At 71.4% G+C, this 19,376-nt stretch carries 19 protein-coding genes and 1 riboswitch; of the genes, 13 read left to right on the forward strand and 6 right to left on the reverse strand.

Translation table 11 applies throughout. The annotated features are described in order from the left end of the window. The first annotated feature begins 5 nt into the window (after nt 1–5). The 7 genes from ACN267_RS04210 to ACN267_RS04240 all read left to right on the forward strand — a co-directional run bounded on the left by ACN267_RS04210 (nt 6) and on the right by ACN267_RS04240 (nt 6,297). Nucleotides 6–332, forward strand: coding sequence for a PadR family transcriptional regulator (locus tag ACN267_RS04210; RefSeq protein ID WP_421487967.1), 327 nt, complete (start codon nt 6–8; stop codon nt 330–332). Next, entirely contained in the window at nt 329–685 is a 357-nt protein-coding gene (locus ACN267_RS04215; RefSeq protein WP_204961677.1) for a DUF1048 domain-containing protein, read from the forward strand. The genes ACN267_RS04210 and ACN267_RS04215 overlap by 4 nt, the downstream gene beginning before the upstream one ends. A gap of 1 nt (nt 686) precedes the next feature. After that, nucleotides 687–992 carry a DUF1048 domain-containing protein gene (locus tag ACN267_RS04220; protein ID WP_204961678.1) on the forward strand — a complete coding sequence of 102 codons (306 nt, stop codon included), beginning with the start codon at nt 687–689 and terminating at the stop codon, nt 990–992. Between the two features lie 464 nt (nt 993–1,456). Further along, nucleotides 1,457–1,546 (forward strand): K(+)-transporting ATPase subunit F, encoded by a 90-nt coding sequence (gene kdpF / locus ACN267_RS04225; RefSeq protein WP_074475088.1) that lies wholly within the window; start codon nt 1,457–1,459, stop codon nt 1,544–1,546. Next, entirely contained in the window at nt 1,546–3,201 is a 1,656-nt protein-coding gene (kdpA, locus tag ACN267_RS04230; protein WP_421487968.1) for a potassium-transporting ATPase subunit KdpA, read from the forward strand. The genes kdpF and kdpA overlap by 1 nt, the downstream gene beginning before the upstream one ends. Before the next feature lie 20 nt (nt 3,202–3,221). Then, complete coding sequence (gene kdpB / locus ACN267_RS04235; protein WP_421487969.1) at nt 3,222–5,414, forward strand: potassium-transporting ATPase subunit KdpB; 2,193 nt, start codon at nt 3,222–3,224, stop codon at nt 5,412–5,414. Between the two features lies 1 nt (nt 5,415). Beyond that, nucleotides 5,416–6,297 carry a potassium-transporting ATPase subunit C gene (locus ACN267_RS04240; RefSeq protein WP_421487970.1) on the forward strand — a complete coding sequence of 294 codons (882 nt, stop codon included), beginning with the start codon at nt 5,416–5,418 and terminating at the stop codon, nt 6,295–6,297. Between the two features lie 185 nt (nt 6,298–6,482). On the opposite strand, the gene ACN267_RS04245 is transcribed toward ACN267_RS04240, so the two are convergent. Further along, nucleotides 6,483–7,070 carry a TetR/AcrR family transcriptional regulator gene (locus ACN267_RS04245; protein WP_204961683.1) on the reverse strand — a complete coding sequence of 196 codons (588 nt, stop codon included), beginning with the start codon at nt 7,068–7,070 and terminating at the stop codon, nt 6,483–6,485. A gap of 81 nt (nt 7,071–7,151) precedes the next feature. Between ACN267_RS04245 and ACN267_RS04250 the strand changes: the two genes are divergently transcribed. The 4 genes from ACN267_RS04250 (at nt 7,152) to ACN267_RS04265 (ending at nt 10,057) form a co-directional block, all read left to right on the forward strand. Next, nucleotides 7,152–8,045, forward strand: coding sequence for an SDR family oxidoreductase (locus tag ACN267_RS04250; protein WP_204961684.1), 894 nt, complete (start codon nt 7,152–7,154; stop codon nt 8,043–8,045). Between the two features lie 23 nt (nt 8,046–8,068). Continuing rightward, nucleotides 8,069–8,262, forward strand: a riboswitch (cobalamin riboswitch). A gap of 37 nt (nt 8,263–8,299) precedes the next feature. Further along, nucleotides 8,300–8,932, forward strand: a complete 633-nt coding sequence (gene bluB / locus ACN267_RS04255) for a 5,6-dimethylbenzimidazole synthase (protein ID WP_204961691.1) — start codon at nt 8,300–8,302, stop codon at nt 8,930–8,932. Nucleotides 8,933–9,017: 85 nt separating this feature from the next. After that, the gene (locus ACN267_RS04260; RefSeq protein WP_421487971.1) at nt 9,018–9,362 is read left to right on the forward strand and encodes a hypothetical protein; all 345 of its coding nucleotides are present in this window, start codon (nt 9,018–9,020) and stop codon (nt 9,360–9,362) included. Between the two features lie 131 nt (nt 9,363–9,493). Beyond that, entirely contained in the window at nt 9,494–10,057 is a 564-nt protein-coding gene (locus ACN267_RS04265; RefSeq protein WP_421487972.1) for a hypothetical protein, read from the forward strand. Between the two features lie 87 nt (nt 10,058–10,144). Here ACN267_RS04265 and ACN267_RS04270 read toward each other — a convergent pair whose 3' ends face one another. From ACN267_RS04270 to ACN267_RS04280, 3 genes are all read right to left on the reverse strand, one after another. After that, entirely contained in the window at nt 10,145–10,600 is a 456-nt protein-coding gene (locus tag ACN267_RS04270) for a GNAT family N-acetyltransferase (protein WP_421487973.1), read from the reverse strand. Between the two features lie 76 nt (nt 10,601–10,676). Then, a complete protein-coding gene (locus ACN267_RS04275; RefSeq protein WP_421487974.1) occupies nt 10,677–12,938 on the reverse strand; it encodes a tetratricopeptide repeat protein in 2,262 nt (753 codons plus the stop codon). A 307-nt stretch (nt 12,939–13,245) separates the two neighbouring features. Continuing rightward, nucleotides 13,246–13,845 carry a TetR/AcrR family transcriptional regulator gene (locus ACN267_RS04280; protein ID WP_239486379.1) on the reverse strand — a complete coding sequence of 200 codons (600 nt, stop codon included), beginning with the start codon at nt 13,843–13,845 and terminating at the stop codon, nt 13,246–13,248. Nucleotides 13,846–13,947: 102 nt separating this feature from the next. Here ACN267_RS04280 and ACN267_RS04285 point away from each other — a divergent pair, with 102 nt between their 5' ends. Beyond that, the gene (locus ACN267_RS04285) at nt 13,948–15,018 is read left to right on the forward strand and encodes a hypothetical protein (RefSeq protein ID WP_421487975.1); all 1,071 of its coding nucleotides are present in this window, start codon (nt 13,948–13,950) and stop codon (nt 15,016–15,018) included. 327 nt (nt 15,019–15,345) lie between these two features. On the opposite strand, the gene ACN267_RS04290 is transcribed toward ACN267_RS04285, so the two are convergent. Both ACN267_RS04290 and ACN267_RS04295 read right to left on the reverse strand, forming a co-directional pair. After that, complete coding sequence (locus ACN267_RS04290) at nt 15,346–17,214, reverse strand: sensor histidine kinase (protein ID WP_421487976.1); 1,869 nt, start codon at nt 17,212–17,214, stop codon at nt 15,346–15,348. Further along, entirely contained in the window at nt 17,207–17,896 is a 690-nt protein-coding gene (locus tag ACN267_RS04295; RefSeq protein ID WP_204961701.1) for a response regulator transcription factor, read from the reverse strand. The genes ACN267_RS04290 and ACN267_RS04295 overlap by 8 nt, the downstream gene beginning before the upstream one ends. Nucleotides 17,897–18,032: 136 nt before the next feature. Between ACN267_RS04295 and ACN267_RS04300 the strand changes: the two genes are divergently transcribed. After that, complete coding sequence (locus ACN267_RS04300) at nt 18,033–19,334, forward strand: hypothetical protein (protein WP_421487977.1); 1,302 nt, start codon at nt 18,033–18,035, stop codon at nt 19,332–19,334. Nucleotides 19,335–19,376: the final 42 nt, after the last annotated feature.

Genomic DNA, 19,376 nt, shown 5'->3' on the forward strand with positions numbered 1-19,376 from the left:
GCGCGGTGGAGGATCTGACCGAGATGCTGAAGGGCACGCTTGAGGGCTGCGTGCTCGAAATCATCAGCCGTGAGGAGACCTACGGCTACGCCATCACGCGCCGCCTGAACGCGCTCGGCTTCGCTGACGTCATCGACGGCACGGTGTACACCATCCTGCTGCGTCTGGAACGCGGCAAGCTCGTCCAGGTGTCGAAGCGACGGTCCGAAGTGGGTCCGCCGCGCAAGTTCTACACGCTCAACGACGCTGGGCGCAGGGAGCTCGCGATGTTCTGGGCGAAATGGCAGTACGTCTCCTCGCGGATCGACAAACTCAAGGAGGGCGGGGCATGAGCTTCTGGGAGACCATCACGGGCAGCGATCTGACCCGAGACTGGAAAGCGTTCGAGGATCGGGCGCAGGCGTTGCCGGCCGATTATCAGGCGGCGTGGGGACAGATCACGGCGGGCCTCTTCCCGTATGGGAGCTTCACGGGCCGCAACCTGACCCCTGTCGCCGATGCCGCCCTCGGGTTGCTCGAAGAGGCCGCAGCCGACGGGCAGCGCGTTGACGAGGTGCTCGGCGACGACATCCCCGGCTTCGCAGCGGCGCTGGCCGGCGGAGCGGGGGCCCGCACCTACCGCGACCGGTGGCGGGAGCAGCTGAACCGGAACGTCGCACGCAAACTGGCCCGGTTGGGAGACTGACATGAGCATTCGAGACATCGTCGAGGGCAAGAAGCAGTGGCGGGCGCACGTCGCCCGGGTCAAGGCTCTCCCGCCTGACTACCGGATCGTCTACCAGGAGATGCAGCGCTACCTGTTCAAGGTCGGGCCGACCGATCTGGTGGACGGGGGTCTGCTGCCGGGAATCGTCGACTTCTTCGAGGAGGGTGTCGCGGCCGGCAAGGGCGTTCTGGAGGTCACGGGCACCGACGTCGCCGCCTTCTGCGACGATCTGATCAAGGGCACGCGCACCTACGCCGACATCTATCAGGAGTCCCTCACCCGCTAGGCAACCGCGTGTCCGGCGACGACCTGCCGCTGCTCCGTCGCGTACCGGAACCCGCCGGCGGCACCCTCTCGGCAGCATGCCGCAGACAGCGGTTCTGCGGCATGCTGCCGGCCGAGCCGGAACGGGCCGGCAACGAGCGCGGCGAGACCCACCGGGTCCACCGCACCGGCAGCGGGAAGCACGTGGTCCACCGTGAGTAGCCCGCGAAGCATGTGAGCCGTTTCACCTGATCAGCGTGCGGTGTTAAAGGCGCGTCAAGAAACGCCCGGACGGCGTGATGGTTGCGTTAACGACCCTGTTCGTCGCACGTCGGAGGCGTTGTGATTGCCCGGCGCGACCGGATGGCGGTCGTGACGATCTCATTGCCGGTCAGAGGAGTCAGCGGTGTCTGACGTGCTGTTCGTGGTGTTGACGGTGGGGCTGTTCGCAGCGCTCGCCCTCGTGGTGAGGGGTGTGGAGAAGCTGTGAGCGCCGTCAACGCCGTCGGTTTGGTGCTGGCGATCGGGCTGGCCGTGTTCCTGGTGGTCGCCCTGCTGTTCCCGGAGCGGTTCTGATGACCACGACGACAGCGGGCGTCGTCTTCGCCCTGTCCCTGGTCGCGGGCCTCGTCGCGGTCTACAGGCCGTTCGGCGACTACATGTTCCGGGTGGTGTCCGGCACCAGGCAGTCCCGCCTGGAGCGGGGCGTGTACCGCCTGGTCGGGGTCAACCCGGCCGCCGAGCAGTCGTGGGGCGTGTACGCCCGCAGCGTGCTGGCGTTCTCGGCGGTCTCGATCCTGTTCCTCTATCTGTTCCAGCGGGTGCAGGACAGGCTGTGGCTGTCGCTGGGCTTCGATCCGGTGGTGCCGCACGGCGCGTGGAACACCGCGGTGTCGTTCGTGACCAACACGAACTGGCAGTGGTACTCGGGTGAGTCGACCATGGGCCACCTGGTGCAGATGGCCGGCCTGGCGGTGCAGAACTTCGTCTCCGCCGCGGTCGGCGTCGCCGTCGCGGTGGCGCTGGTGCGGGGCTTCGCCCGCAGCCGCACCGGCGAGCTGGGCAACTTCTGGGTCGACCTGACCCGGATCGTGCTGCGGATCCTGCTGCCGATCGCGGTGCTCGGCGCACTCGCCCTGATGGTCGGCGGCGTGGTGCAGAACCTGTCGGCCGGCACCGACGTGACCACCCTGACCGGCGGCAGCCAGACGATCACCGGCGGGCCGGTGGCCAGCCAGGAGGTCATCAAGGAGCTGGGTACCAACGGTGGTGGCTTCTACAACGTCAACAGCGCCCACCCGTTCGAGAACCCCACCCCGTGGACCAACTGGCTGGAGATCTTCCTGATCCTGCTGATCCCGTTCAGCCTGCCCCGGGTCTTCGGCCGGATGGTCGGCCAGAACCGGCAGGGTTACGCGGTCGCCGCCGTGATGGGCATCCTGGCTGTCGCCAGCATCACCCTGACCAACGTGTTCGAACTCGGCGGGCACGGCACGGTGCCGCAGGCGGTCGGCGCGGCCCTCGAAGGCAAGGAGGTCCGGTTCGACATGTCGAACTCGGCCACCTTCGCCGCCGCCACCACGCTCACCTCGACCGGCGCGGTCAATTCGTTCCACGACTCGTACACGGCGCTGGGCGGCGGGATGCTGCTGGGCAACATGATGCTCGGCGAGGTCGCCCCCGGCGGTGTCGGCGCTGGCCTCTACGGCCTGCTGATCCTTGCGGTGATCACCGTGTTCGTCGCCGGCCTGATGGTCGGTCGTACCCCCGAGTACCTGGGCAAGAAGATCGGCTCAAGGGAGATCAAGTTCGCCTCGATGTACTTCCTGGTCACCCCCGTGCTGGTGCTGGCCGGGACGGCGGCGGCCTTCGCGACGGGTAACAACTCCACAGCCCTCAACGTCGGCCCGCACGGCCTGTCCGAGGTGCTCTACGCGTTCACCTCGGCGAGCAACAACAACGGCTCCGCGTTCGCCGGCATCACGGTGAACACGCCGTGGTGGAACACCGCGCTGGGCCTGTGCATGCTGCTCGGCCGGTTCCTGCCGATCATCTTCGTACTCGCGCTGGCCGGCTCGCTGGCCCGCCAGAAGCCGACTCCCGCGTCCGAGGGCACCCTGCCGACCCACAAGCCGCTCTTCGTCGGGATGGTCGTCGGCGTCACGGTGGTCCTCGTCGCGCTCACCTTCCTGCCCGCGCTCGCGCTCGGCCCGCTGGCCGAAGGGCTGTGACCACCATGAGAGAGAAGGACATGACCACGTCCACGTCGGCACCGCACGGCACCGCCGACGCGGCCACCGCCGGTACACCCGCCACCCAGGGCAACCGGGTCGGCGGCGGTCTGCTCGATCCGAAGCAGCTGCTCCGGTCCCTGCCCGACGCGCTGCGCAAACTCGACCCGCGCACGTTGTGGCGCAACCCGGTGATGCTGATCGTGGAGATCGGCGCGCTGTTCACCACGGTGCTCGCCGCCGCCGACCCGTCGGTGTTCGCGATCGCGATCGCGATCTGGCTCTGGCTGACCGTGCTCTTCGCCAACCTCGCCGAGGCGGTCGCGGAGGGCCGGGGCAAGGCGCAGGCAGCCACGCTGCGGCAGGCGAAGAAGGACACCATCGCGACCCGGCTGGTCGGCTGGACGCCGGGGGCCGCCGCGAACACCTACACCGACGAGGCCGTGCCGGCACCGGAGCTCAGGCAGGGCGACGTCGTGCTGGTCGAGGCCGGCAACATCATCCCCGGCGACGGTGACGTGGTCGAGGGCATCGCCAGCGTCGACGAGTCGGCGATCACGGGGGAGTCCGCCCCGGTGATCCGGGAGTCCGGCGGCGACCGTAGCGCGGTCACCGGGGGGACCAAGGTCCTCTCCGACCGGATCGTCGTGAAGATCACGCAGAAGCCTGGCGAGAGTTTCATCGACCGGATGATCGCCCTTGTGGAGGGCGCCAACCGGCAGAAGACGCCGAACGAGATCGCGCTCAACATCCTGTTGGCCGCGCTGACGATCATTTTCCTGCTGGCCGTGGTGACCCTGCAACCGCTCGCCATCTTCGCCAAGGGCTACCAGGCCGCCGCGCCGGACTCCGGAGCGATCACCGACTCCGGGGTCACCGGCGTGGTGCTGGTCTCGCTGCTGGTCTGCCTGATCCCGACCACCATCGGCGCGCTGCTCTCGGCGATCGGCATCGCCGGTATGGACCGCCTCGTCCAACGCAACGTGCTGGCGATGAGCGGTCGGGCGGTCGAGGCGGCCGGCGACGTCAACACGCTGCTGCTGGACAAGACCGGCACGATCACTCTCGGCAACCGGCAGGCCGCCGAGTTCCTGCCGGTGGACGGCGTGGACGCGGCCACCGTCGCGGACGCGGCCCAACTCTCCAGCCTGGCCGACGAGACGCCCGAGGGGCGCTCCGTGGTGGTACTGGCCAAGAACGGGTACGGGCTGCGTGAGCGCGAACCCGGCCTCATTCCGCACGCCACCTTCGTGCCGTTCACCGCGCAGACCCGGATGAGCGGCGTCGACCTCACCGCCGACGCCGGTCAGGACCCGGCGCGCCGGGTCCGCAAGGGCGCCGCCGCCGCCGTGATGAAGTGGGTACGCGAGAACGGCGGCCACCCCACCGAGCAGGTCGGGCAGATCGTCGACGAGATCAGTGGCATCGGCGGCACCCCCCTCGTCGTGGCCGAGCACGTCGACGGGGAACCGGCCTGCGCCCTCGGGGTGATCCATCTCAAGGACGTGGTCAAGGCCGGCATGCGCGAGCGCTTCGACGAGATGCGCCGGATGGGCATCCGGACCGTGATGATCACCGGCGACAACCCGCGTACCGCGAAGGCCATCGCGGACGAGGCCGGCGTGGACGACTTTCTCGCCGAGGCCACGCCGGAGGACAAGCTCGCGCTGATCAAGAAGGAGCAGGAGGGCGGCCGGCTGGTCGCGATGACCGGCGACGGCACCAACGACGCCCCCGCCCTGGCCCAGGCCGACGTCGGCGTGGCGATGAACACCGGCACGTCGGCGGCGAAGGAGGCCGGCAACATGGTCGACCTGGACTCCGACCCGACGAAGCTGATCGAGATCGTCGAGATCGGCAAGCAGTTGCTGATCACCCGGGGCGCGTTGACCACGTTCAGCATCGCCAACGACATCGCGAAGTACTTCGCAATCATCCCGGCCATGTTCGCCGGCATCTACCCGAGCCTGGACACGCTGAACGTCATGCGGCTGGCCAGCCCGGAGTCGGCGATCCTGTCGGCGGTCATCTTCAACGCCCTGGTGATCATCGCACTGATCCCGCTGGCCCTGCGCGGTGTGCGCTACCGCCCGGCCAGCGCCTCGAAGCTGCTCAGCCGCAACCTGTTGCGCTACGGCCTCGGCGGCATCGTGGTGCCGTTCGTCGGCATCAAGCTCATCGACCTGCTCATCCAGTTCGTCCCGGGGATCTGACATGCGACTTCCCAGTTGGCTCACCCAACACCTGGCCGCCCTGCGCGCCGTACTCGTCTTCACCGTGCTGCTCGGCTTGGCCTATCCGCTCGCCCTGGTCGCGGCCGGGCAGCTTCCCGGCCTGTCCGGCACGGCGGACGGCTCCCTGATCACCGTGGACGGCAAGACCATCGGCAGCGCGCTGATCGGGCAGTCGTTCACCGACGGGGACGGCAACCCCGTCCCGCGCTATTTCCAGTCCCGCCCGTCCGCCGCCGGCGACGGCTACGACCCGATCTCCACGGCGGCCGGCAACCTTGGCCCGGAAAGCGTCGTCGACACCCTCTCGACCGACCCGGAGGCAGCCTCCGAGAGCCTGCTCACCCAGGTCTGCGCCCGCTCCAGGGCGGTGGGTGCACTGGACGGGGTGGACGGACGACGCCCGTACTGCACACCGGACGGGGTCGGCGCGGTGCTTGCCGTGTTCCGCGCCGACGGGCTCACCGGCCCGGTCATCCGCGTGGTCAGCGTCAACCAGGTCGCCCCGGCCACGCCGTTCGTCAGCTCCTGGCAGGGCGTGCCTGTCGAACTGGCCAGGCCGGACGAGGACTACGTGGCCGCCGGCGGGCTGATCGTGCCGGTGCGGGGTGACGCTCCGGCGACACCCGCGGTGCCGGCCGACGCCGTCACCGCCAGCGGCAGCGGCCTCGACCCGCACATCTCCCCGGCGTACGCCCAGATCCAGGTGGCCCGGGTCGCGCGCGAGCGCGCCGCGGACCCCGCAGCGGTCCGGGCACTGGTGGCGAAGCACACCACCGGCCGGTCGCTCGGCTTCATGGGCGAGCCCGGCGTGAACGTACTGGAACTCAACCTGGCCCTCGACGAGAGGTTTCCCGCCCGCTGACGGACGACGTCGGGCAGGGCCGGCTCCCGGGTCGGCCCTGCCCGGACCTACCCACGGGCCACCGGCCGGCTCGTCGGCCCCGTGTCGTCCCCGGCCCGCCGACCACCGTCAGCCTGCCAGACCCGGTGCTGCCGGGCCCACGTGCCGACCGGTCCCCACCGGCCGTCGAGTCCGCTGCCCGCCGGTCAGGTGTGCCGGTTCCTGACGGCGACCATGTCGACGAGGGTGTCGGTGAGCTCTTCGGCGCTGACGCCTCCCCACTTCGGGTCGGCGAGCTGGCCACTGGCCTGTAGGCCGGCGATCCCGTTGGCGCTGCTGATGAGCAGGGCCGCGTACCGGCGGGCGTCCTGCTCGCCCACCAGTTCGGCGACGACGGCCAGGAACTCGGTCTGGCTTCGCTGGGCGGCCCGGGCGAGTGCGCTGGGGTCGCCGGGCGGGTTGCTGAACATGAGCTTGTAGAGGTGCGGTTGACGGCGGCCGACGTCGACGAGTGCGAGGAGGCCGCCGCGGAGCTTTTCGGCGGCCGACAGGCCAGGTGTCGCGCGAAGGGTCTGCATGCGGTCCCCGAGCGTGTCCCAGGCCCGGGTCCCGACGGCGATCAGCAGGCTTTCCTTGTCGGGGAAGTGCCGGTAGGGCGCTCCGCGCGTCACTCCGGCGCGTGCTCCCACCGCGCGCAACGTCACCGCGTCGAGGCCACCGGAGTCGAGCAGCTCGGCGGCCGCTTCGAGCAGGGCGCGGCGGGTGGCGGCGGCTGATTCGGCGCGGCTGGTCACGCGGACGATGCTAGTCCGCCGGTGATGACTAAGTCACTTCACTCGGTTGACGTTGTCATCTGATTGGTGCAGACTTGAGAGATGACAACGTCAACTGAAAGTCGGGAACTCGTGGTCGTGACCGGCGCGTCGACCGGCATGGGTGCGGCCACCGCGCGGGAACTGGCCCGGCGTGGTTTCCACGTCCTCGCCGGCGTGCGGCGCGAGGGCGACGCCACGCCCCTGCGGACCGACCGCATCGAGCCGGTGATCCTCGACATCACCGACCCCGACCACGTCGCTGCGCTCGCCGCACGCGTCGGGCGGGATCCGCTGCCGCTGCGGGCGCTGGTCAACAACGCCGGCGTCCCCGGTGCCGGCCCGGTCGAGGTGGTGCCGCTGCACGAGTGGCGGCGCATCTTCGAGGTGAACCTCTTCGGTCACGTCGCGGTCACCCAGGCCCTGCTCCCCGTGCTGCTGCGCGGCAAGGGGCGCGTCGTCAACATCAGCTCCCTCAACGGCAGGGTCTCCATGGCCGGCTACGGTCCGTACGCCGCCAGCAAGTTCGCCATGGAGGCGATGAGCGACGCGCTGCGCAACGAGCTGGCCCCGTACGGCGTGCGGGTGGTGGTGGTCGAACCGGGCGGCGTCAAAACCGAGATGTCCCGCGTCGGCCTCGCCGCCCTCGGCCGTCTCGACGAGACGATGACCCCGGAGCAGAACGAGCGCTACGGTGCCCTGATGCAGGCGATCCCCTCCCACGTGGCGGCGTTCACCAGGGCCGGGGTGACCTCCGCCGTCGCCGCGAAGAGGATCGCCGCGGCGGTGACCGACCGCAGGCCCCGCACCCGCTACACCATCGGCGCGACGGCTGCCCTCCTCATCCGGGCCTCCCGCGTCCTTCCCGACCGGATGCTCGACCGGATGACGACCTCCGACCTGCGCAGGCACTACCCGACCGGGAACCGTGGCCGCACCACCGCCACCCGTACGTGATCCACCGATAGCATCGGCGGCGGCATGATCGTGCGAGGTGCCCCGCAACTGCGGGGAGAATCGGGAAGCCGGTGTGAATCCGGCACGGGCCCGCCGCGGTGACCGGGGAGCGACCGTCCAGGCGCGAGGAGCGCAGCCACTGGCCGTACGGCTGGGAAGGCGGACGGGTCGGCGTTGATCCGGGAGTCCGAAGACCGGCCTCGCGTCGAGCGCCCACCCGTCGGGGGTGGGCCGAGCGCAGCGGGAGCCTGCCTGTGGAACTCTACGACGCCATCCACCGCCGCCGGGACGTCCGGGCCGAGTTCACCGGGGATCCGGTGCCGGCCGACACCCTGCACCGGATCCTCGACGCCGCGCACGCCGCGCCCAGCGTCGGCCACTCGCAGCCGTGGGACTTCGTCCTGGTGCGGGACCCTGCCGTCCGTCGTCGGTTCTACCGGCACGTGCAGGCCGAGCGGGCCACGTTCGCCGCCACTCTGGACGGTGCAGCGGCCGAACGGTTCGCGCGCATCAAGATCGACGGGGTGCTGGAGTCGACGCTCTCGATCGTCGTCACCTACGACCCGCAGCGCGGGGGCCCGGCGGTGCTCGGGCGGCACGCCATCGCCGACGCCGGCCTCTACTCGGTCTGCCTGGCCATCCAGAACCTCTGGCTCGCCGCGACCGCCGAGGGGTTGGGCGTGGGGTGGGTCTCCTTCTACCGGGAGTCGTTCCTGGCCGACCTGCTGGGTGTGCCGGCCGGCATCCGGCCGGTGGCCTGGCTGTGCGTCGGGCCGGTCACCCATCTGGAGGCCGTGCCCGACCTGGAGCGGCACGGGTGGCGGCGACGCCGGCCGCTCGCCGAGGCGGTGCACCACGACCGCTGGCTGCACCGGGCGACCGACTGACCGAACAGCTAATTCGGGTACGTCGATGCAACGGTTAGGCTGACGTCGCGCTCAGTCGTTGCCTGGCTACGTTGGGAGGAGTTCCATGCGTACCACCGTCACGGCCCTGGCCACATCCGCGCTTGCCGCCCTGGGCCTCGTGGCCGCCGGGGCCACGCCGGCCCTCGCCGCCGCCCCGGCGCCCTTCTGCGAGTCCGGCGCGTCGCAGTTCTACTGCGACGGCAGCAGCACCGGCACGACGACCTGGAGCATCACCTGGTACTCCGGCAGCGTCGGCACCTTCACGACCGCCGGGCCGACCCTCGTCGCCACCTGCCCGGCCAGCAACCTCGGCCACCCGGTGCGGGCCAGCTACAGCTACGTCGACGGGGGTACCACCCAGTACAGCGGCACCACCCAGTTCATCTGCCGCAGCGGCGCCTGGCAGTAGAGCCGTCCAACGTCCGGCGTACGCGTCACCCACGCGTACGCCGGACGGGCTCGTGCTGCGGCGCAGCTACTCCGCGACCGCCGGACCCTCATGCCCGCGATGAGCACCGCACGGTGCCGGAATGGGGTCCGATGACAGCCGAGCCGGTCCGCGAGGGGAAGTACGCTCGCATCGAGCGGGAGCGGCGGTTCCTGCTGGCCGGACCGCCGCCGCCGGCTGCGGTCACCGCCAGCCGTCGCATCACCGACCGGTACCTGGCCGGTACCCGCCTGCGCCTCAGGCGTTCCGAGAGCCTCACCGACGGATCCAGCGAGTTCAAGCTCACCCAGAAGGTGCCCGCCGCCCGGCCGGGCCACGTCCAGGGGCTGATCACGAACGTCTACCTGTCCCCGGCCGAGTACGAACTGCTCGCCCGCCTGCCCGCCGCGACGCTGTCCAAGACCCGGCTGAGCGTCGCGCCGCTGGGCATCGACATCTTCGACCCGCCCCTGCACGGTCTGGTCCTGGCCGAGGCCGAGTTCACCACCGGCGCGGCGGCACGCTCGTTCCTCCCACCCCCGCAGATCGTCGCCGAGGTCACCGACGACCCCCGCTTCACCGGTGGCTCACTCGTCCATGCCCACCGCGACGACCTGCTCGGTTGGCTCGCCGACTACGGCATCACGCCGGCCCCCGACACCGCACGGAACGCCTGAGTTCCCTGGACGCCCCCACTTCCGCAGGTGGCCGATCCGCAGACGGTCCCGTGGGCGGTCGACGGCCGCGGTCCGACCGGACGTCGGTCACGTCGTGGTGGCAGTCGCAGCTCGCGAGTAGTTGTACAGGATGTAGCCCCGGTAGACGGCGACCCTGTCGTACAGGGAGCGGGCCTCGGCGTCGATCTCCGTGTTCCAGTACAGGCGTGGGGCACCGTGCCTCTCGGCGTCCCGGGCCACCCATCTGATCATCGCCGTCGCGATACCTCGCCGTCGTGCCCGTGGCTCCACGAACAATTCCGCCAGGTAGCACCTCCCGGCACCCCAGACGGCGGCGTGGAACAGGTAGTGCGCGATGCCCACCATTTCACCGTCACGCCGCGCGCAGATGCCTCGGATCTCCTCGCCGTCCACCAGGCGCTGCCACGTCCGTTCGTAGCCCTCGTCGCCGACCTCGGTCGCGGGTCGACCCGACCGGCCCGCCCAGTGCGCGTGAAAACGGCGGGTCAAACCCTCCCACTCGTCGCGGTCACGTTCAGTCAACGAATCGATGCTCACCACGGCCGCCATCCTCGCATCACCGCTCGGCGCGCGGAGGGCGTCGGACGGCGTCGGGTGGTCACCGGGCGTCGATCGCGTCCGTTCCGAGCTGGCCGGTCAGGCGCGCTCGGGTGGCCGCTGTCGCCGGGTGGTCGACGCCGAACCACCGGATCTGCTCCTGGAGCAGCCTCCGGAGTATGTCGGCGGCCTCGACGTGCCGTCCCTGGCCCTGTAGGGCGCGGCCGAGCCAGTAGCGGGGGCAGTTGTCGAGGGTCTCCGGATGTTCGGGGCCCAGCAGGCGAACACGACCGGCGACGACCATGCGCAACACCGCCTCGGCTTCCTCGTGACGGTCGTCGAGCACGTAGCCCTCGGCGAGGGATTGGTAGGCGTCGAGTACCTCCACGTGGTCGTCGCCGAGCACCGCCCGGCGGTCCGCGATCACCCTCCGGTACTCGGCCTCGGCCTCGGCGGGTGATCCGGTACGCCATGTCGCCCAGGCGAGGCAGCACCTGGTGTGCAGCGTGTCCGGATGGTCGGTGCCCAGCAGGCGTCGACGTGCTTCGCCGACCGCGGTCAGTCCCGCTCGTGCCGATTCCCAGTCGCCGGTCTGGCCGACCGCCCAGGCGAGCTTGTGCCGCACGTCCAGCACGTTCAGCGGCGGCGGGTCCGCCTGGCTCTCCCAGGTCCGCAGCAGCGCGGCCAGCATGGCGCGGGCGGCGTCCCAGTCGCCGTTGCGGCCGGTGGCCCAGGCCAGTTCCGCTCGGAGGTTCAGGCGCGAGGGATGGTCTTCGGGCAGGGGAGTGACGCGGGCGAGCGCATGGGAAGCGAGTTGTCCGCTGGCGTCGGCCGCACCGCTCCAGGCTGCGGCTGCCACGAGCCGGGCTGCGACGTCGAGCAACGCCGCGAGGTGTTCCTCGTCGAGGTAGGCCGGACTCGTGTCGAGTAGCTGCCGGACGTGTGGGCTGACGACGGCGGCCAGTGGCCAGGTGCGACTGTCGTCGGAGCGGAGCGGATCGAGTGCCGCGACGACTGCTTCCACGGCCACCTGGTGCGGTGCGCCCACCGTCCGGCTGCGGCTGGCTTCGCTGACAAGCGGATGCAACGACGCCGTCCGTGGCCATGCTCCGTTCCGCTCCGGGCGTCCTTCGGTGATGAGGCTCAGCTGCGCCAGACCACGAAGCGCGGTGTGGAGGTGCCGCTGTCGGCCCGCTTCGTCCGTCGGGCCGCCGAGCAGCGCGTTGACCGTCTCGCAGGCGAGGAGGCCGACCGGGATCGGCAGGTTCGGCGCGTAGCAGGACAGCAGCCGGAGAAGCGGCGTCGCGTGCGGCAGGCCCCCTTCCGTGAGACTGGCCAGGGACAGCTCGAAGGTCGTTGCCGGGACCTGGCGCGGATCCGCGGGCCCGCCGGCACCCCGGTCCACGTGGAGCAGGCCGGTCGCGTCTCCGGAACCGAGTGCGCTCTCGTAGGCCGCGAGCGAGTCCCATCGGGAGAACTCCCAGGCGACGGCGCTGCCGGCGACCCTGAGCGCCAGCGGTAGGCCGCCGAGACGGTGCGCGAGACGGCGCGCCGCCGCCTCGTTACCACCGCCGGCGAGGTCCAGCAGCATCCGCGCGGCCGGTCCTTCGGCGAGTGGTCCGAGCCGGATCACCTCGGCGGTACGTCCCCACAGGTGCGAACTACCGACCCGGCTGGTGACCAGGACCAGCCCTCGTCTGCTCGGCCGGAGCCAACCGGTGCCGTCCAACGCGCCGAGCACCCGGAGTTCGTCGGCGTCGTCGATGACCAGCAGCCAGCCGCGACGCACCCGGGACAGCAGTTCCCACCAGAGGTCCCGGGCCCGCGCGGTGCCTGCCCTCAGTTCGTCCATGTCGGCAGGGGAGGCACCGAGGGTCTGTGCGACGTGGACGAGGCCGTCGGTGAAGGTCTCCGGCGTACGCGCCGAGATCCACCAGGCGCTGCCGCCGCGCCGGGCGGCTGCGTGTTCGTGCAGGGCCAGCGCCAGCGCGGACTTCCCGACCCCGGCGAGGCCGGCCAACACCAGAAACCGTCCTTCCGGACGGGCCAGCGCCGTCCGTAGCCGGACCAGTTCGGTCTCGCGTCCGTGCAGCACCCGGGGCGCATCACCGGTCGGAGCGGTTACCGATCGGCGAGCCGAGCTGGCCCCGCCCCCTGCCGCCTGCGTCGCGCCCTGTCGCAGCGTATGCCAGACCCCGAGCACGCCGGCTACCGCGGCGAGCACGCCGGTTACCGTGCCGAGCGCGGTGTTGACCGTCGCGAGGATCTTGTCATCCAGGGCGGTGGCGACGGCAACGGCGACGAGCGTGACCACGACGACCACGACGACCACGGCACCGCCCCGCCGGAGTCGAACCTGGCGAGAGCTGAGGGGTGCTGCCACCACCAACATTGTGGTCGGTCGGATCAAATCCGGTGTTCCCGTCTGGCACTTGCCCCAGCAGAGCGAGGCTTTCCGGGGCCTCGTCCGCCCCTGCGCTGGGAAAGTCGAGAAAGGACAATCGGGTGACTGACGACCACTCCGGGCCCGGGTCAGCCGTCGAGGTGCCGCGGCCTGACGTACGCTCGCGGCGACGCCCCGACCCGGCGGGCGGCACCACCGGACAGGGCCGATCCCGCTCGCGCCGGCCTCACCCTTCCGACGCGACCTGACCGTTCGAGGTGGGCAGCCCTTCCAGCTCGGTCCGCAAGGTCGCGAGTGCGGCGTCGATGATGTCGCCGAGCCGGCGACCGTCGTCGGTGTCGAGCCATGCGGCGACGGACACGTACATCAGGGTTCCCGCCGTCTCGGCGAGCAGGTCGGCCCGCAGCGGATCGAGGCCGCCTGCCCGGAAGCCGTCCCGCATCACCTGGGCCAGCATCGCGCGCTTGTGCTGGTCGCGTTCGCGCAGCCCCGGGTCGGACGCCACGATGGCGCGCCGCTGCCGCAGGTCGTCCTTGCGACCTTCGAAATACGTCTCGGCGAGCGTGCGTAGGCCCGCGACGATGAACGCCAGCGGTTCGTCGGCGGGCGCCGTGGCCATGAGCTGCTTGGCGTAGGCACCGATCTCGGCCTCGTCCGCGAAGAGCACCTCGCGCTTGTCGGCGAAGTGCCGGAAGAACGTGCGCGTGGTCAGGCCGGCCCGCGCGGTGATCGCCGGCACCGTGGTCGCGGCGAAGCCCTGCTCGGCGAAGAGTTCGAGCGCCGCCTGCCGCAGCCGCTCGCGGGCATCCGGTCGCCACCTGGCCATGATCCGAGTGTAGCCGTGATGACATCGCGTGTCGTCGCCGGTATGGTGATGACACGGCGTGTCGTCACTGGGGCGGATGCCACACCAGGGCGGAGCTGTGCCATGACCGACGTATGGATCCTCGGCGGCACCGGCCGCAGCGGGCGCGCTATCGCGGCCGAACTGCGCCGACGGGACATCGAGCCGGTGCTGGTCGGCCGGGACGCCGAACGGCTCGAGGCCGCCGCCGGCGGGCTGCCGACGATGGTGGCCGGCTCGGTCCGCGAGACCGTGGCCGCGATCCGCCGGGAGCGGCCGGCCGTGGTGGTCAACACCGTCGGACCGTTCATCGAAACGGCCCTGCCCCTGCTGGACGCGTGCCTCCCGACCGGCCACTACCTCGACCTCGCCAACGATCTGGCCTCGGTGTCGGCGGTCCTCGGCCGGCACGGCGAGTTGACGGCAGCGGGACGCACGGCCGTCACGGGAGCCGGCTTCGGCGTGACCGCCACCGAGAGCGTCGTGGTGAAGCTCTGCCAGGGGCGGCCGACACCCCGGCGGGTCCGGGTCGACATGGTGCCCTCGTTGGCCACCGAGGACGGCGTCGTCGGCGACGCCCTGGCCGCCACGCTCGTGGAGGGCATCCCCGGAGTCGAGGGCGGTGGGCGGTTCCAGGGCCGCCGGTACCGCGACGGACGACTCACCCCGGCCCGTCTCGGCAGCGACCCGATGAAACTGGTCCTGCCCGACGGGTCCACGGTGACCACCGCCGGCATGCCGCTCGGCGAACTGATGGCCGCCCAACGGGCCAGCGGCGCAGCGGACGTGCTCGCCGCATCGAGCGAGGCCCCGTCCTCCCCGGTCATGCGCGCGGTGCTGCCCGTGGCGACCGCGCTGCTCGCGATCGGCCCGGTGCGCGCCCTCCTGCGGCGACGGCTCGCCACGGTAGCGACCAGGGCCCGCCCGAAGCCCCGCGAGCACTCCTGGGGCCACGCCGTCGTGGAATGGCCGGACGGCAGCATCCGCGAGGGCTGGCTGCGGGTCGGCGAGGCCCAGTCCTGGACGGCGACGGTGCCCGCCGAGGTGGTCCGGCGGCTGCTCGACGGGCAGGGGAAACCGGGCGCGTACACGCCGGCGGCGCTGTTCGGGTCGACCCTCGCCGAGGCGTGCGGCGGCGCGTACCAGGTGCAGTGAACCGCTGACGGGTTCCCGTGACCGGCCAGCCGCCGGCCGCGACGAGCCGCCGACTCGCGCGCGGTCCGACGAGACCGCTCGTCCCGTGTCCGGTTGCATCCGGCTTCTGTGCGGCGTCGTACTGGCACCGGAGGCGGTCGGTCGTGAGGATGGGGATGTGAGTTCACCGAAGCCCTCCGCCGGCCCCGGGTCCGAGCCGCAGCCGACCGTCACCCGGGGGCACGTCGACCGGCTCGGGATGCGGGCGGGCTGGCGGTGCTGGGAGGTCGGCGCCGGTGGCCCCGGCATTGCGCAGGCGAGTCCCCACCCGGTCACTGCGGTGCGGGGTCAGGGTCGGTCGGGGAGCGGGGCTCCGTGTGGCGGGTCGGCCTGACCGGCTGCGGCCGGAAGGCGAAGGGTGAACACCGCCCCCGTCCCGACGGTGCCGGAGACCGCCGAGGTGCCGCCGTGTGATTCGGCGATCTTGCGGACGATGGCGAGCCCGAGACCGCTGCCGCCCGTCCGCCGGTTGCGGGATTTCTCGGCCCGCCAGAACCGTTCGAAGACGAGGTCACGCTGTTCCTCCGGAATCCCCGGCCCGGTGTCGGCCACGACGATCTCGACGTACGCTGCCCGGTGTCGGGCGGAGAGCGTGACCCGGCCGTCGGCGGGCGTGTGCCGGATCGCGTTGGTGATCAAATTGCCGATGGCCTGCCGGAGCCGGATCGGATCGGCGTCGAGCGTGCCGGGTACGGCATCGACGACCAGCGCGACCCCGGCGGACTCGGCGGCGGGGGCGAAGGCGTCCGCGACCTCGCGCAGCAGCCTGGGCACCTCGACCTGTTGCCGGTGCAGTGTCAGCTCGCCCGCGTCGGCTGCGGCGAGATCCTGAAGGTCGTCGATGACGTGCTGGAGGAGCAGCGCCTCGTCCAGCAGCGAGCTGACCAGGTCCACATCGAGTTCGACCACCCCGTCCTCGGCTGCCTCCAACCAGCCGCGGATGTTCGTCACCGGCGTACGCATCTCGTGGGCGATGTCGCCGACCATGTCGCGGCGCAGTTGCTCGACCCGGCACCGCTGTTCCGCCATCTCGTTGAACGCGGTGCCGAGCCGGGCGATCTCGTCGCGTCCGGCGACCCGCACCCGTGCCGTGGTGTCGCCGTTGCGCATCCGCCCGGCCGCGGCGGTCAACGCGTGTAGTGGTCGGACCAGGCGCACCCCCACCAGGACCGTGACGCCGACCGCGACGAGCAGCACCACCCCGGCCACCCCGAAGATCCGCAACCGGTTGGCCGGGGTGAGATCGAACGCGCCGACCGGCGCCGGGGTACCCGGGTCGGTGACGAACAGCAACACGGGTGGCGCGACGTGGCCGGCGATCTGGGTGCGTCGGGCCCCGGCGACACAACCGTCGACGTCGTCGCGTCGTTCGGTGGCGATCGGGCCGGACCCGGCCGGGGTCCACTGTCCGTCGAGGTCGGTTCGCACCGCCGGAATCCGCCGGCGGCCCAGGCAGGTGTTGACCAGGTCGTCGAGCTGGTCCAGCGCTTGTCGTTCGGTGGCGGTCGGCTCGGCCAACGCGTCGAACTCCCCGGCGCACCGCGCGTCGCCGATGACGGTGGCGCCCCGGGACACGATGCGGGGCCGGCCGCTGGGGGCGACGACGATCTCCGCGTCGGTACGGACCGGAAACAACCCTTCCGCCGCAGTCAGCGGGGCGGGGTCGAGCGGACCGTGCAGACAGTCCAGTGCCCGCACCGCCAATCTGCGCAGCGCGGTCCGTTCGGCGTCCGGTAGCTGGTACGGGCCGGTGGCCCGCGCGTCGATGCCGCCGGCTCCCGCCGTGCCCGCCAGATCGGTGTCGACGTCGAGCGGGTCGACGGTGGCAGAGGCCCGCTGCGGCAGGGCTCCCGCACCGGACGCGGCGAGCGGGGTGCGGTTGCGGTCGGTCAGGACGATCCGTCGCTCGGTGTCGGCCGCGAGGGACCGCACCAGTGGCGACACGCCCGTCCAGTCGTGGTGTGTCGCGGCGTGCCCGAGCAGGGCGTCGTAGATCCGCGCGTCGTCGGCGAGCGCCCGGCCGCGTTCCTGTTGCAGCGCCCGGGTCGTGTCGCGTACGGCGAGCCAGGCGGTCGCCGAGATCGAGAGTACGGAGATGACCACGCTCAGGGCGAGCAGCCGGACCAGGAGGCTGCCGCGTCCGCACCACTCAGCCATCGGCGAGTTTGTACCCGATGCCGTACACGGTGAGCAGCCGTGCCGGCCGTCGCGGATCCGTCTCGATCTTCCGGCGCAGGTTCATCACGTGCACGTCGACCGTGCGGGCGGTGACGTACGAGTCGAGCCCGTGCAGCCGGCGGAGCAGCTGGTCGCGGCTGAACGCCCTACCCGGCTCCGCAGCGAACGCGCTCAACAGGGCGAACTCGCCCGGGGTGCACACCACCGGGCTGCCCGCGACGGTGACCTCGTGGCGTACCGGATCAAGGAGGAGGTCGCCCACCCGCAGCACCGGCGTGACAGGCAGCGCAGGCGTGGACCGGGTCCGGCGGAGCAGGGTGCGCACCCGCGCCGCCAGTTCCCGCGGGCTGTACGGCTTCGTCAGGTAGTCGTCGGCGCCCAGGTCCAGGCCCAGCAGCAGGTCGTCCTCGGTGCTGCGGGCGGTGACCATCAGCACCGGCACGTCGGAGTCCCGACGCAGGATGCGGCACACGTCGAGGCCGTCGACGCGCGGCATCATGACGTCCAGCACCAGCAGGTCCGGCGGGCGGTGGCGGATCTCGTCCAGCGCGGCCCGGCCGTCGTGGACCACCGACACCCGGTGACCCTCGTGCTCCAGATACCGCCGGAGCAGTTCGGCCTGCTTGGGGTCGTCCTCGGCGACGAGCACGTTCGCGTTCACGGCGGCGAGTCTAGGAGGCGTCAGGACATCGAAACAGGTGGAGAACGGGACCACTACCGGATCACCACAGGTTCCTGACAAGGGTTCGCCAGGATGTGGCACGTACCAGCCCCCGGTCCCCGTGAAGGAGAAAAGGTTGTCATTGCTGAAGGGCCTGGCCGCAGTGGCCCTGGTCGCCGCCGGCCTCGTGCCCACGTCACCCGCCCAGGCGAAGGACCGCACCTATCCGGTCAGGTCGCTCGACTACACCCTCGGCGACCGCGCGTTCACCGTCGCCGGTTTCCACACCGACGGCCCGGACTCGTCGACCCTGGCACCGATCGAGCTGACCGGCAACGTGCACTACCCGGCCGCCGGCAAGGGGCCGTTCCCGCTGGTGGTGCTCTCGCACGGCTACTGGTCCACCTGCGCCGACCGGGCTGCCGACGCCGAGGCGGCCCGTATCGAGAAGGAGTCGCCGGACGACTACTACGACGACCCGCGCTGGTTGGACGCCCTCCACCGGCTCTGGCAGTGGCCCTGCGCGCCCGGTGTCGCCGCACTGCCCAGCTACCGGGGCTACGACTACCTCGCCCGACAGCTCGCCGCCCAGGGAATGGTCGTCGTCTCGATCAGCGCCAACGGGATCAACGCCGGTCAGATCGGCACCGAGGCCGACAACGCGCGCGCGAAGCTCATCAACAAGCATCTCGCGCTCTGGACCGAACTGGCCCGCACCGGCCGTGGCGCCCTGGCCGGCCACTTCAGCGGCCCGACCCCGGACCTCAAAGGCAGGATCGACTTCTCCCGTACGGGGACACTCGGCCACTCACGCGGCGGCCGGGCGGTGGCCTGGCACGCCGCCGACGTCCACCGCGCCGACCTGCCGGCAGGCGTACGCGTGGCCGGCGTCCTCGCCCTCGCCGCCGCCGGCTCGGGCACCGCCACCAACCCTGGTTCCCCGGATGCCAAGCTCTACCGGGTGACCTCGGCACCGCTCGCGGTCTGGGTCGGCGGCTGCGACAGCGAGCAGGGTCTCGACTATGCGAAGTTGGCGATCGGCCACACACGCGAGCCGGTCTACACCTGGCATGTCCGTGGCGCGAACCACAACTTCCTCAACACCCAGTGGTCCCCCGGCAGCGGGCAGGTCGGCGCCGTCGACGACCAGGGCTTCGGTCCGGCACCGGGCTGGTGTGGCACCCCGACCTTCCCGGACTGGGACCCGGACAGCGGCACCCCCGAACCGCCGATCGAGTGGTCACACGTGACCCGCAAACTGACCGAGACCGAACAGCGGCAGGTCAGCGCCGGATACGTCACCGCGTTCTTCCGTGCGGTGCTCCTGGGCGACCGGCAGGCCGACGCGGTCGTCAGCGGCGGCGTCCACCCGTACGCCTCGTTCACCGTGGTCGACGCCGAGAAGATCGTCCCCCGACCCCGGCGGGGCCCGCGCTAGCGCCGCACGGCGGTGAAGCCCCCGTCGGTCATGACTGGTAGG

Origin of the sequence: Micromonospora sp. WMMD734 (genome assembly GCF_049178975.1) — a bacterium.
In the GTDB taxonomy this organism is placed as follows: domain Bacteria; phylum Actinomycetota; class Actinomycetes; order Mycobacteriales; family Micromonosporaceae; genus Micromonospora; species Micromonospora wenchangensis.